Source organism: Chryseobacterium pennae (assembly GCF_003385515.1).
Taxonomy (GTDB): Bacteria; Bacteroidota; Bacteroidia; order Flavobacteriales; family Weeksellaceae; genus Chryseobacterium; species Chryseobacterium pennae.
On the sequence record NZ_QNVT01000001.1, the window covers coordinates 239,874 to 253,323 of the forward strand.

The following is a 13,450-nucleotide window of genomic DNA, read 5'->3' on the forward strand; positions in this document are numbered from 1 at the left end:
ACTCAGATCATTTTAATCTTTATTCTTATATAAAATTAGTAATTTTACCCCTCAATTTTTTGAATATACTAAGAATATGAAAAAATATTTAATCATTGCCGCCCTGTTTTGCTTTGGTTCTGCTTTCTCACAACAGAGACAGGTAAAGAGAGCAGCTGTCGCATTCCTGAATGTAGAAAACCTTTGGGACACTATTCCTTCAGCAGATTATATTGATGGAACATTACCCCGTTCCAATCCTAAGTTTCACAGAAGTGTGCCTGTAGATTCACTTAAATATCTTGAAACAACAGAAGATTATAAAGGTGAATGGAGTGATGATCTTTTGATTGGGAAAAAAGTGATCAGAAAACAGTTTTTATCTGAAGATTTTACTACCAACAGCCCAAAAAGATGGGGATCAAAATACTACAATCAGAAATTAGCCAATGAAGCTAAGGTAATTTCAGAGCTTGGAAGACAATATACAAATGACAACCCTGCCATCGTAGGATTGATTGAGGTAGAAAACAGACAGGTGATTGAAGACCTTATCAAGCAACCTGCTTTAGCAAAAAGCAACTATGGGATTGTGCATTTCAACTCTTATGATTCAAGAGGAATTGATGTAGCCATTATTTATCAGAAAGGAAGATTCTCTGTTTTGGATTCTTATAAGAAAGAAATTAAAATCTATGATGAAAACGGAAAAAGAGAATACACCAGAGATATTGTAATTGCTATTGGATTATTGGATGGTGAAAAAGTAGGACTTTTCATGAATCACTGGCCTTCCAGAAGAGGTGGTGAGGCAATTTCTCTTGCTAAAAGAAATACAGCAGCTACTGTACTGAAAGAGGAAATGGATAAAGTAACCGCAGAAAATCCTGGTATCAAATTATTCTCAATGGGTGATTATAATGATGACCCGGTAAGCCCAAGTTTGAAAAAACATTTGGCAGCTGTAGGTGATCCAAGTGAATTATCTGACAAAACTCCTTACTATAACTTAATGTATAAATTATATAAGGCAGGGGTAGCTTCTCTTGCTTACAGAGATGCTCCAAACTTATTTGACCAGATCATTGTTTCGAGAAATCTTTATTCTCCTGAAAAAATCACTCCTACTTATACCATATTTAAAGCTGAGATCTATGCACCGGCTTACCTGGTAAACAAAGAAGGACAATGGAAAGGATATCCTTTACGTTCCTGGGATGGAGATAGGTTCACAGGCGGATACAGTGACCACTTCCCAGCAGTTTCCGTAGTTCAGAAAGAATATATTAAAAAATAATACAGAAAGGCACTCTTATTGGAGTGCTTTTTTTATATCCTTAAAAGTCATGAAAAATATTGTTTTAATATTCTAGTATTGCCTTTATCTCATTCGGCTGCCTTTCACAACAAAACAGCTCAAAAAAAGATAAAGCACAGCATGAAATGAAACCGTCTAAAAACGACGATGGAGAATGGGACCTTACCGTTATTGACACTGAGTTTGATTATTTCCTCAATGCCATAGCAAAGCCAATCAGCCAATATTCAGAATCTTTTCTGAAGACAAAAAATACATTTCTCGTGAATGAATGGAATAGCTATTACAGCACCGGACAATATAGAAACATCATAGAATCCGGAATAGATTATAATCCCAGAGAGAATTACGGAATAAAATTCGAATATAAGCTGTATCAGGTATTTGCGTATGTAAACTGGAAGTATGGATTAAGAATGACCGGTTTATCCGGAAGTGAAATCAGAATATAAATTACTACACATTATTAATGTTTTAGAAAAAATTTCACAATAAAATAACTAAAATAGAATTAAATAATTTTTAATAGACAAAATTATAAAATAAATACTTTAATTATTTAATATTAAATAAAATTATACTTAAGTTTTAATATATTTGTATATCACTGAATTTTGATTTTCAGTGAATAACAACCATAAACAAAATTTAAGACCATGAAAAACCTATCGCTTACGGCGTGCTTTCTAGCCATGCCCCCATTTTCTCAACTCCAGGAGTCCCGACACCGGACAGAGTTTTACATCAATTCATTTTTTAACAACATTTAAAATCTGTGAATTATGAAAAATATATGTAAACTTATCTTATTTTCAATTCTACTATCATGGACACCATTCTACTCACAAACAGGAAGTGATATCATTTTTTGCCTGGACAACAGTGGTTCTATAAGTGACGTAGCCTTCAATCAAATGACTGTTTCCACAAGAAAGCTCATGGAACAGATTTTAAAATGCAACCGGGATAATCGGGTTTCTGTAGTACACTATGGAACAGATTTTCCAGGAATGAGCCCTTCTGTCCCTAGAATTTATATAGAATCTAATTTCACCAATGATCTGGCAACTGCTCAAACATTCTCAAGAAGATTAGGAAATGGTGACCATTTTCATGATGCAGTTAGCTTAATAGGAGCAGCCCTTGACCATTATCCACATCCTGATATTGTAAGTCAACAGAAATCATTAGATAGGCACCGTGAGAGACCATTAGTGATCATCTTATTTTCTGATGCAGAAAGAGCCAACGGCAGCTTTAGCAATGGTTCTTATTTGGTCAACTTCAATCCTCCCAACGGACTGCATGAGGACAATGCTTTTTCAGCCTTTACAAAGTTTAAAATGGACAGAAGTGCAAAATTCATCGTGGTACATGTAAGTGATTATGCACCATACATAGAAGCTGCAGCCAACATTGCCAGCCGTGGAGGTTCATATACCGGAAATATTGAACAGTACAATGATGATCCGGATCACAATCTACTCCCTAGATTTTATCTGAATAAGACAAATTTTACCTTAACGAATACTGAAATATCTTCATTAAGTAATGACATCTGTAAAATGAATACAGCTTATGTCGATTTCACCTATCAAGCTCGTTCCTGTAAAATCCCAGTAAGCTTTCCGCTACATATCAATGGAAACTATGCAATTCCACAAGGAGCTAACATCGTCAACTTTCAGCTATCCCTGTTAGATATAGCAACAAGTGCAGTTTATCCAACATCTGCAACAGTTAATTTCCCTAACCCCAATGAGTTTGAATTTACAGTAAATCAGGCAGATCTTACCAATCCGCCTTCAGGACAATACAAATTCATTATTGAGCTTGTTTATTCTCTTGGCGGTAATAATGATGGAATTCATGCTGAAAACAGTATTACTTCTCCTTACGATTTTATGTACTGTGAGAATTTGCGAACAAACACAACTATTTCCAATCCTGCAGCTAAGTTTGCAAGACCAAAAGATAAGGATTACCGCATCGATCTTAATGCAGATCCTAACCACACAAAAGCTAAGCAGAAGGAAAATAGCAGACCGAAGAACATTCAGGTGTCACCGAACCCCAATAATGGGATATTTATCGTATCGCTCGACAAAGTACGCTCAGGAGCCCTGGAAATTAATGACATCAATGGTAAGATTGTTTTTGAAAAGTCATTCACTAACGAAAAAGAAATAGCCGTTGATATTCATTCATTACCATCCAATACCTATATTGTAAAAGTAAATTCAGGCAACGAAGTGTTCACACAGAAAATAATAAAAAGATAAATTTAAAATTTATCAAACTAAAAAAGGTTCAGAAAATTCTGAACCTTTTATTTTTATAATAGCTGAAAATTATTTGTTAAATAATTCTTCTACCTTATCCCAGTTTACTACAGAGAAGAATGCAGAAACATAGTCAGGTCTTCTGTTCTGGTAGTTTAAATAATAAGCGTGCTCCCAAACGTCTAATCCTAATACCGGAGTTCCTTTAACGTCTGCAACAGGCATTAACGGGTTATCCTGGTTTGGTGTAGAAGAAACAGATACAGAACCATCAGCATTTTTTACTAACCAGGCCCATCCTGAACCGAATCTTGTTTTAGCAGCTTCAGAAAAATCAGTTTTGAATTTTTCAAGACCACCGTAATTTTCGATAGCAGCTTTTACATTTCCTACAGGCTCATTGCTTCCGCCAGGAGTTAAAATTTCCCAGAATAAAGAGTGGTTGAAATGTCCACCTCCATTATTTCGTACTGCCGGTTTATCAGTTCCTGTCTGGCAGATCTCTTCAATAGTTTTCCCTGCTAAATCAGTTCCTTCTATTGCTTTATTTAAATTGTCAATATACGCCTGGTGATGTTTCGTATAGTGGATTTCCATAGTTTTTGCATCGATCGTAGGTTCTAATGCATCATATGCATATCCTAATTTTGGTAATTCAAATGACATAATCTTTATTTTTAATGTTATACTTCAAAATTAGCCAATATTTAAGGTACTATCAAAGATTGGGGATTACTTTAATAAATCTTTAACATTGATATATTGATTTAGAATGAATTAAATTTTATTTTTTTTAAAATTACAAATATTAAACTAAAAAGCACGAATCCTGAGGACCCGTGCTTTCTATTTAACAATATTAAATTTATTTATTCATAGACATCAGGAATTCTTCATTGTTAAGAGTTCCTTTGATGTTTTTATTTACAAATTCCATTGCTTCCACAGGATTCATTTCAGAAAGATACTTTCTAAAAATCCACATTCTCTGAGAAGTTACTTCATCCAGAAGAAGATCATCTCTACGGGTACTCGAAGAAATTAAGTCAATAGCAGGATAAATTCTTCTGTTAGCAATTTTTCTGTCCAGCTGAAGTTCCATGTTACCGGTACCTTTGAATTCTTCAAAGATCACTTCATCCATTTTTGAACCGGTATCAATAAGTGCAGTGGCTATGATAGTTAAAGAACCACCACCTTCAATTTTTCTTGCTGCTCCAAAGAATCTTTTCGGCTTGTGAAGAGCGTTAGCATCTACCCCACCAGAAAGAACTTTACCAGATGCCGGAGTCACAGTATTGTATGCTCTTGCTAATCTCGTAATTGAATCCAGTAAGATTACAACATCATGTCCGCACTCAACCATTCTTTGTGCTTTGGCAAGAACAAGGTTAGCTACTTTCACATGCTTTTCAGCAGCTTCATCAAATGTAGAAGCAATAACTTCTGCATTTACGCTTCTTTCCATATCAGTAACCTCTTCCGGACGTTCATCAATCAGAAGGACCATCATGTATACCTCAGGGTGGTTAGCAGCGATAGAATTGGCAATATCTTTAAGCAACATCGTCTTACCTGTTTTAGGCTGTGCAACAATCATTGCTCTCTGTCCCTTACCAATAGGTGCAAATAAATCTACTATTCTTGTCGAAATGGTAGAATCACTTCCTGCAAGATTGAATTTCTCTTCAGGGAAAAGCGGTGTAAGATATTCAAATGCAACACGATCCTTAATAAATGCAAGATCACGTCCGTTTACTTCTGTAGGTTTTAATAGTGAAAAATATTTTTCACCTTCTTTTGGAAGTCTTACAATTCCTTTAACGGTATCTCCTGTTTTCAACCCATAATTTCTGATTTGCGCTGTAGAAACATACACATCATCAGGAGAAGAGATATAGCTAAAGTCTGATGAACGTAAAAATCCGTAGTTATCAGGTAAAATTTCCAACACCCCTTCAATGCTTACCATTCCATCGAAACTGAATTCTTTTTTATGGTCATGCTGCTCCTCTGCCTTTTCAGAATGTCTGTTTTGATTCTGATTTTGGTGTTGGTTTTGATGCTGGTGCTGGTTTGGGTTTTGGTTTTTATGTTGGTTTCCACTGTTCTGTGGATGGTTGTGTCCTTTTTGAGGTCTGTTAGCCTGTGGTTGCTGAGGAGGCGTATTGTTAGGCTTTTCTTCTGCCTGGGCAGGCTCTTGAGATTCTGTATTTTTAGGAGCTTCTGTTTTCTCCTGGGAAGTTTCTGTATTTCCTGTATTGGTAGAAACTCTTTTTCTTTTTTTCTTAGCTGAATTAGCTGCAGATGATTCTTCATTTACTGTTGCTTCTACTGCTTCAGCTATAGGCTCTTCTGTTTTTACTTCTTCAGCGACCGGCGTTTTTTCTTCTACTTTTTCCTCTACTATTGGTTCTGCCGGTGCTTTCGCATTTGCCCTTGGTTTTGCTGGGGCTTTCTTTGGAGCAGCTTTTTTTACCGGAGCCTTTACAGGTTTTTCTGCGGGAGCTTCTTCAGTATTGGTGCTGGTTTCCGTGGCGTTGAAATAATCTTTTGATACTTTAGGATTAGAAGCCTGAAAGTCAAGAATTGCAAAGATCTTATCATTATCATTGCTATTTCTTGCAACTTTAACGCCCAAATCCTTTAAGATTTTAGTCAGTTCCGTTACGGATTTTGACCTTAACGTTTCTATGTTAAACATATTTATGTAAAAATGTAATTAATTGTGAGTAAGAAAAGTAAGTCCGGTGACTTTGGTTTTCAAGTACATTGTATAATGCAAATCTACACTTATTTTTGAATTGTGCAAAATTTATGTTATTTTTGCCAAGAATTTAATATTCAATGCTACAGAGAATACAAACTATATGGACTTTATTAGCAGTCTTCGCTGCTGTTTTCCTTTTTATAACGGGACAGGATGTTGTGATTTCCGACAGTATCCCTGTACTTAATATAGGATGTATAATCCTTGTCATCACTGGGTCATTAAGTATCTTCAGTTTTAAAAACAGAAAAAGACAAATTTTGCTGAATACCATCAGCATCATTATAAACGCTTTGTTGATTGGTGTATTGGCGTACTGGCTGCTAAGCTTATCCGGAGGAATTAATTTTCCTGAGAAGGGTATTGAGCCGATTTTCCCATTAATTGCGGTAATATGTCTGCTTATAGCAAATGTATACATCCGTAAAGATGAGAGGCTCGTGAAATCTGTAGACAGACTTCGGTAACCTTACAACGATTTTTTGAGTGAGAACAGTTCCTTTTCAGGAGCTGTTTTTTATTTGTACATCCCTACTACCTACCCGGATCAATTAATTTATGTAACTTCCATGCAACATTTTGATCAAAAAGACGACAGATCTTTTAACTTTTAATTAAAGACTATGAAAAAGCTAACTTATCTTACTTTATCACTATTCTCTATATCTGCTTTTGCACAGGAAGTTTCTAAAGAAAGAGTAAAAACCGTCATTTCCACTCTGGCATCCGATGAAATGAAAGGGCGAGAGATCGGAACTCCTGAAAATGATAATGCAGCTAATTATATTGCTACTCTTTTCAAGGAAAACAACCTTGAATTCTGCACAGGAAACTCATACCTTATCCCTTTTGATTATAACGGCAAAACAGCCTATAATGTTTGTGGTATAAAGAAAGGTAAATCTGATAAAAATCTTGGTTTCTCAGGACATTTTGATCATATCGGAACCAACGATAAAAGTGGGGATAATATTTATAATGGAGCTGATGATGACGCCAGCGGAATTACAACATTGGTAGGCATCGCTGATTATTTCAAAAATAAAAAGCCGGAATTTTCAATGGTTTTCATTGCCTTTAATGGAGAAGAAAAAGGAATGCTGGGATCTCAGGCTATCTCTGAGGATAAAAATCTTGATAAGATTTACAGTAATATGGCTGCTCTATTCAATTTTGAAATGGTTGCTACAGAATCTCAATGGGGAAAAAATGCGTTATATATGACAGGAGATGGTTTCTCAGATCTTGATGAATTATTCAATAAGCATGCAGCGAACGGATTAAAAATCAATGCTGATCCTTACGCAAAACAACAGCTTTTTTATCGTTCAGATAATGTCAGCTTTGTAAAAAAGAAAATTATTGCCCATTCATTTTCAACTGTTGATATGACTAAGGCGACTCATTACCATCATGTAAACGATGACATCAGTATTGTTGATGTTGATAATATGACCCGGATCATCAATAATTTTGGAAAAACACTGGATCAGTTAAATCCAAAAAACTTTGCTCCGAAATATAACGATCAGGTAAGTTTTAATTAATTCATACTTCTATAAAAAAACCGCCATCCAGGCGGTTTTATTTTTATTTTACCGGAAAGCAGAATCCCCCTTATCATCCTACAATATCCAACCCCCTTTTTTAATTCTTACTTACTTTATTTCAAGGCATTGTAACAAAAACATCAATTTTGAAACTTATCATTTAAAGTAAAACAGGATTAAGAACGTCTTATCTTCTAATTTTACGTAATTTTGCTATCCAAATTTTTCATTGAATGAATGAGTATAAAAAAATACTGAGGTTCGCGAGGCCCCATCAAAAATATATCTACGGAAGTTTATTTTTCAATATTCTGTATTCTTTATTTCAGATTGCTTCCTTAGGAACTATTTTACCGGTTTTAGGAATGTTGTTTGGTACAATAAAGCCTGAAAAATATGAAACTCCCCCTGTTTATTCCGGTGACATCACAGATTTTTTCACTTATATAAAAGAATATTCAAACTATTATGTTCAGTCTTTAGTAAGTACCCATGGTGCCCTTACTGTTCTTGCCTGGCTGTGTGTGATCACTGCATTTATGTTCTTGTTAAGAAATGCATTCCGATATTTTGGGTCTTTACTGTTGATCAATTACCGTGTAGGAGTTACCAAAGACCTTCGTGGTGCGATGTACAGAAAGATTCTTTCTTTACCGGTTTCATTCTTTACAGAGAGCAGAAAGGGAGATATGATGTCCCGTATGTCTAATGACGTAGGCGATGTTGAAGGGAATATTTTGGGAAGTTTAATAGAACTTATCAATGCTCCTTTCATGCTGATCAGTACATTGGTTACCTTATTCTTTCTGAGTCCGGAAATGACTCTTTTCTCTCTTCTCGTACTTCCTGTAATGGGAACCATGATTGCACTGATCGGGAAAAGTCTTAAAAAAGATTCTCACGAAGCGCAGCATGAATTGGGTACGATCTTTTCTATTGTAGACGAAACTTTAAAGTCATCAAAGGTTATTAAGATTTTTAATGCGGAAAAGATCATGGATAACCGTTTCATGAAATCAATGAACAAATGGATTTCCAGTTCTATCAGCTTAGGTAAAAAGAAAGAGCTTGCATCGCCAATGAGCGAATTTTTAGGTTCCATTACCTTTCTGATCATTGCCTGGTATGGAGGAAAACAGATTATTGTAGAACAAAGCATCTCACCGGCTGATTTCCTTGTATTCCTTGGAATGTTCTTCCAGATCCTACCTCCGGCAAAGAGTCTGTCATCCTCTATTTCTAATGTACAAAAAGGAGAAGCTTCTCTGAAAAGAGTATTGGAAATTCTGGATGCAGATGTAAAAATCGAGGAAATTGCAGAACCGGTTTCCATCTCAACCCTTAACAGCAATATTGAATTCAAAAATATTGGATTCTACTATGATAAAGCCAATCTGATCCTTAAAAACTTTGATTTAACAATTCCTAAAGGGAAAACTGTTGCATTGGTTGGACAGAGTGGAAGTGGAAAAACAACTATCGCCAACCTTTTAGCAAGATTCTATGATGTTTCTGAAGGAGAAATTCTGGTTGACGGTGTCAATATTAAACATTTAAAACTACAGGAATACCGCCAGCTTCTGGGAATGGTAACGCAGGAATCTGTATTGTTCAATGATTCTGTTTACAACAATATTCTGATGGGTAAACCTGACGCTACCCGAGAAGAGATCATTGAAGCAGCTAAAATCGCAAATGCAGATGCTTTCATTACAGGCTTATCTGATGGATATGATACCAATATCGGAGACGATGGAAACAAGCTTTCCGGAGGTCAGAAACAAAGGGTTTCCATCGCAAGAGCTGTCTTGAAAAATCCACCGATCATGATCCTGGATGAAGCTACTTCAGCACTGGATACGGAATCTGAAAGATTTGTACAGGATGCTCTGGAGAAGATGATGGAAAACAGAACCTCTCTTGTGATTGCTCACCGTCTTTCGACAATTCAAAAAGCAGACTGGATTGTAGTGATGGAAAGAGGAACCATCGTAGAACAGGGAACTCACCACGATCTTATCGCCAAAAAAGGAATGTATAACAAACTTGTTGAACTCCAGAATTTTGACTAAACGTTTCTAAATTAATTTTAAAATGAACCCAATACAAGAGTATTTCTACAGAATCGAAGAGCCTGAAAGAAGTACTCTTCTTTTTTTACGGGAAACCATTCTGGCTTCAGACCCTGAAAATATTACAGAAACTTTCAGCTTTGGCCTTCCGTTTATCAAATACAAAAAGAAAATGCTGTGCTATTTCTATTACAGCAAAAAATACAAAAAGCATTACCTAAGTTTTTATCACGGTGATAAGTTAGATTATCCCGAACTGACACAGGATGGGAGAAAAAAGTTTAAAATCCTTTTAATTGACGTGGAACAGGATTTACCCGTTGAATTTATATTGAGCTTACTGAATGAAGTAAAGCCGTATATTAAAGGATAAATCTATTTTCTTTTTTCATGATTTGATTCAAAACATATAGAATATATTACCTAATATAAATTCAGATGTTTTGTGATCATAAAAAACACCAATGTTATATTTCTATATCATTGATGTTTTCAATCATTCGTGTTTTTACAGTGATACTTCTATTATTTTTTGGTTTGTTTCAAAACCAAATACAATATAACTTAAACAATAACTACCTGTAAACTTATCCATCGTGTTCCATCGCTTATGATTTTCCACTGCGAATAATTCAATCCATACAGGATCTGATAGTTATTATTATTACTTCTTATATTGTACGCATTAGCTTCTGACGCAGCACCATTGCTAATCATCGGATAGTTTGTATAAACGTTGGCTCCTGTATTTAATCCAAATCTATCACTATCATTAACAAAGTGTAAAACCCTGCCTGGGCAAGTTGTCGGATCCGGCAATTGTAAATTTGCAGTATTATTAATAAAAGGAGATGTATTATTAATATTGGATGTAGAATTTCCACCTGTAGACGTTGTAGAAAACCGCAAAAGCAAAATATAATCATCAGGTTGTACTACATAAGGAACCGCGGGTGAATAAGTTCCTGTAATGGCTTTAAAACTTTCTACAACGCCAAAAGAAGAATATCGCACATTGTGCCATTTATTTGTGGGGGCATCATAGAAATATAGTCCCACTGACGTTACATTTACCACTTTATCTGCGGCAGCACCATCCAATGTTGTAACAAAAACAACTGTGCCATTTTGGTCACCTGTGTAAACACTGTTTTTTGCTGAAAGTTGTGCTCTGGTTAATCTAGGGACTGTTAACCCATCAGGGACTGATGGTGATCCGGCTTTACCTTCGATATGAAGGGTAGATTTTGGCTCGGTTATTCCAATTCCTACACTTCCGGCTGTTATAGCCTGACCAAGAACAAAGCTACTGCCTGATAAAAATATCATCGCCATTATTCCATTTTTTTTCATTGTATCTGTTTTTTTAAATTTGTTCAAATAATAAATTCATTCAAAAATGAAAGTCGTATATGTGCAATAATATTTTTAAACAAAACCCACACATTCGATTGTCCAAAAGTATCAAACAAAAGGCGTTTTTTTGAGAATATTCATACGCAATACTACGCATGAGTATTAAAACTCACAAAAAATGAGGATAATATTATATTTTAAGAATAAAGTTATTAATATTAATATCAGAACTAATTCCTAATTTTTTACGGATTCTGTATTTCCGACTCTCTACTGCTCTTACACTACAGTTTATACATGAAGCTATTTTTTTTGTATCAAAATTCAGCCTCATTAAAGTACAGATATATAATTCGGAATAAATGAGATTAGAATTAATATTTAAGATATTGGGAATGAAATCAGGAAAATACAGCTGAAATTTTTCAAAAAAAACTGGAGAATCATTTTCGGCAAGTTCTATAATTTCTGTAATATTATCTTCTGTCAAATTATTAGTAATGATCTGTTGTTTCATCAATTCATCATTCACTTTCTGAAGATCTCCAATAGTACTATCCTTAATCTCCGTTTCTTTCATCAGACCATAGATAAGGTTATTCTTTTGTGAAATAAAATAAATGTCAATTATAAATGTAGTAATCACAAAAAGAATATTAAGAAGCTTAATCAGTTTAAAATCTTCCTGTTTAATAAACTTACTTTTGGGTAGAAAGTCTATTTCAAAATACATAGAACCAATAAAATTGACTGTTATGAATGTTACAATTAGAAATATAAAAAAATAATCTTCCTTATAATTAAAAAAGAAAGGAATAGCAAATAGAAGTGAAAAATAAAAATATTCAACACCTGCACCTTTCCAGCTGAATACATAAAAAAAACTGACCATCAAGGTGAGGATGATAAATACAAGAGCAATAATCTTTTTCAAAATATTCCCGAACCGAGCTATCTTTCCTTTAATCATTATCAGAAACAACCATAAAAAAGTAGTCATGATAAGACCTATAGAAATAATAGTATCTCCAAAGAATAGAATAATAAATACTGAATAAAACAAGTCTATGAAAAAAAGAAACAAAAGATAACGATGGATAAGTGCTAAGGACTGATGTTCAAAATCATTAGCTGTCTTCTCAAAATTGTAAGTCATTATTTTGGAAAGTATTTTTTTTATCATATTCTAAATCTTTATTACAAAAACTCAATGGTCAACTTTAACCAACTGCTCAACTAGGGTTTTGTATATTTAAATATATGAAAAAAAGAAAAATTTGTATAAAGAACTTATCAGTTTATACTTTTTGAAATAAAAAAATATTGTAAATGTTTAAAATAAAAAAATATATTTTATATCATCAATCGAATACCTTAAATTTTATATTTATAGATCATCTTCCATTTTGCCACTGTATTTCGGCTCATTCTAAAATGAAGTGCAGTCGCTGTATTACTAAGCTGATTCTTCCTTTGATAATCAAGAATCTTTACAATAGAATTTTCATCATAAGAACGAAGTTTTTGATTATCAGCTTCATTCAATAGTTCTTCTTCACCAAAGATGAGTGTATTGAGACTAAGGATATCCAATGTGGTTTCAATACAGTCAATTTTATTACGGATTTTCAAATCATTCTTTTTGTCAGGAAATCTTTCGATAATAATATCAGTATATATTTTCTTATAATCAGGACATCTGTCTCTTGCTATACTTTTTTGATCCATCTGTACAATGTTGTTTTAGGGATTCTATATTTAATAATGACTTCCTGGGGAGTCATTTTATTTGTAAAGATTTTATCAAGTATAAAACTTTTGATTTCTTCAGTATATATGTTTTTTTTGAATATCGGAAGGTTATTTTTTTCAGATGCAGATATATGAGCAGGTGGTGCATAAAGAACTAAATATCCAGTGAATAATCTAAAATAATCATATTTTAAAAGCTTACACCATCTGAGTAAAAGATGAGTATCAATACTGCTTTGTTGATACATTTTTTTTATATCAACTTCATCACATTTTAAAAATTTAGTTGCTCTTTCGGAAGAGATCTGAAGTTCTTCCATTCGAATTTGTAACAGTGTACCAATATGGATTTCTTTTAAATTCATTTTCAA

General features: G+C 34.1%; 13 protein-coding genes. 7 read left to right on the plus strand and 6 right to left on the minus strand.

The annotated features are described in order from the left end of the window. Positions 1-76: 76 nt before the first annotated feature. The 3 genes from DRF65_RS01095 (at position 77) to DRF65_RS01105 (ending at position 3,579) form a co-directional block, all read left to right on the plus strand. A complete protein-coding gene (locus tag DRF65_RS01095) occupies positions 77-1,276 on the plus strand; it encodes an endonuclease/exonuclease/phosphatase family protein (RefSeq protein WP_115968153.1) in 1,200 nt (399 codons plus the stop codon). A gap of 86 nt (positions 1,277-1,362) precedes the next feature. Continuing rightward, the gene (locus tag DRF65_RS01100) at positions 1,363-1,749 is read left to right on the plus strand and encodes a DUF6146 family protein (RefSeq protein WP_228438473.1); all 387 of its coding nucleotides are present in this window, start codon (positions 1,363-1,365) and stop codon (positions 1,747-1,749) included. Positions 1,750-2,079: 330 nt separating this feature from the next. Then, positions 2,080-3,579, plus strand: coding sequence for a T9SS type A sorting domain-containing protein (locus DRF65_RS01105; RefSeq protein WP_115968155.1), 1,500 nt, complete (start codon positions 2,080-2,082; stop codon positions 3,577-3,579). A gap of 69 nt (positions 3,580-3,648) precedes the next feature. On the opposite strand, the gene DRF65_RS01110 is transcribed toward DRF65_RS01105, so the two are convergent. Together DRF65_RS01110 and rho are read right to left on the minus strand one after the other, a co-directional pair. Further along, entirely contained in the window at positions 3,649-4,245 is a 597-nt protein-coding gene (locus tag DRF65_RS01110) for a superoxide dismutase (RefSeq protein WP_115968157.1), read from the minus strand. A 199-nt stretch (positions 4,246-4,444) separates the two neighbouring features. Beyond that, complete coding sequence (gene rho / locus DRF65_RS01115) at positions 4,445-6,283, minus strand: transcription termination factor Rho (protein WP_115968159.1); 1,839 nt, start codon at positions 6,281-6,283, stop codon at positions 4,445-4,447. 143 nt (positions 6,284-6,426) lie between these two features. Here rho and DRF65_RS01120 point away from each other — a divergent pair, with 143 nt between their 5' ends. From DRF65_RS01120 to DRF65_RS01135, 4 genes are all read left to right on the plus strand, one after another. Beyond that, entirely contained in the window at positions 6,427-6,816 is a 390-nt protein-coding gene (locus tag DRF65_RS01120; RefSeq protein ID WP_115968160.1) for a DUF4293 family protein, read from the plus strand. A gap of 156 nt (positions 6,817-6,972) precedes the next feature. Beyond that, complete coding sequence (locus DRF65_RS01125) at positions 6,973-7,896, plus strand: M28 family peptidase (protein ID WP_115968162.1); 924 nt, start codon at positions 6,973-6,975, stop codon at positions 7,894-7,896. Between the two features lie 236 nt (positions 7,897-8,132). Beyond that, a complete protein-coding gene (locus DRF65_RS01130) occupies positions 8,133-9,971 on the plus strand; it encodes an ABC transporter ATP-binding protein (RefSeq protein WP_115968164.1) in 1,839 nt (612 codons plus the stop codon). A gap of 22 nt (positions 9,972-9,993) precedes the next feature. Continuing rightward, complete coding sequence (locus DRF65_RS01135) at positions 9,994-10,344, plus strand: DUF1801 domain-containing protein (RefSeq protein WP_115968165.1); 351 nt, start codon at positions 9,994-9,996, stop codon at positions 10,342-10,344. A gap of 191 nt (positions 10,345-10,535) precedes the next feature. Here the strand turns inward: DRF65_RS01135 and DRF65_RS01140 are convergent, their stop codons facing one another. The 4 genes from DRF65_RS01140 to DRF65_RS01155 all read right to left on the minus strand — a co-directional run bounded on the left by DRF65_RS01140 (position 10,536) and on the right by DRF65_RS01155 (position 13,444). Then, positions 10,536-11,324 (minus strand): hypothetical protein, encoded by a 789-nt coding sequence (locus DRF65_RS01140; RefSeq protein WP_123947251.1) that lies wholly within the window; start codon positions 11,322-11,324, stop codon positions 10,536-10,538. A 193-nt stretch (positions 11,325-11,517) separates the two neighbouring features. Beyond that, the gene (locus tag DRF65_RS01145; protein WP_115968168.1) at positions 11,518-12,510 is read right to left on the minus strand and encodes a helix-turn-helix transcriptional regulator; all 993 of its coding nucleotides are present in this window, start codon (positions 12,508-12,510) and stop codon (positions 11,518-11,520) included. A gap of 191 nt (positions 12,511-12,701) precedes the next feature. After that, entirely contained in the window at positions 12,702-13,055 is a 354-nt protein-coding gene (locus DRF65_RS01150) for a helix-turn-helix domain-containing protein (protein ID WP_115968170.1), read from the minus strand. Then, on the minus strand, positions 13,037-13,444 hold the full coding sequence (locus DRF65_RS01155) for a transposase (protein ID WP_115968644.1): 408 nt from the start codon (positions 13,442-13,444) through the stop codon (positions 13,037-13,039). Before DRF65_RS01155 ends, DRF65_RS01150 begins: the two co-directional genes overlap by 19 nt. Between the last annotated feature and the right edge of the window lie 6 nt (positions 13,445-13,450).

Coding starts and splice junctions, on each gene's coding strand:
- DRF65_RS01095 (WP_115968153.1), top strand. CDS start 77: ATGAAAAAATATTTAATCATTGCCGCCCTGTTTTGCTTTGGTTCTGCT.
- DRF65_RS01105 (WP_115968155.1), top strand. CDS start 2,080: ATGAAAAATATATGTAAACTTATCTTATTTTCAATTCTACTATCATGG.
- DRF65_RS01110 (WP_115968157.1), bottom strand. CDS start 4,245: ATGTCATTTGAATTACCAAAATTAGGATATGCATATGATGCATTAGAA.
- rho (WP_115968159.1), bottom strand. CDS start 6,283: ATGTTTAACATAGAAACGTTAAGGTCAAAATCCGTAACGGAACTGACT.
- DRF65_RS01120 (WP_115968160.1), top strand. CDS start 6,427: ATGCTACAGAGAATACAAACTATATGGACTTTATTAGCAGTCTTCGCT.
- DRF65_RS01125 (WP_115968162.1), top strand. CDS start 6,973: ATGAAAAAGCTAACTTATCTTACTTTATCACTATTCTCTATATCTGCT.
- DRF65_RS01130 (WP_115968164.1), top strand. CDS start 8,133: ATGAATGAGTATAAAAAAATACTGAGGTTCGCGAGGCCCCATCAAAAA.
- DRF65_RS01135 (WP_115968165.1), top strand. CDS start 9,994: ATGAACCCAATACAAGAGTATTTCTACAGAATCGAAGAGCCTGAAAGA.
- DRF65_RS01140 (WP_123947251.1), bottom strand. CDS start 11,324: ATGAAAAAAAATGGAATAATGGCGATGATATTTTTATCAGGCAGTAGC.
- DRF65_RS01145 (WP_115968168.1), bottom strand. CDS start 12,510: ATGATAAAAAAAATACTTTCCAAAATAATGACTTACAATTTTGAGAAG.
- DRF65_RS01150 (WP_115968170.1), bottom strand. CDS start 13,055: ATGGATCAAAAAAGTATAGCAAGAGACAGATGTCCTGATTATAAGAAA.
- DRF65_RS01155 (WP_115968644.1), bottom strand. CDS start 13,444: ATGAATTTAAAAGAAATCCATATTGGTACACTGTTACAAATTCGAATG.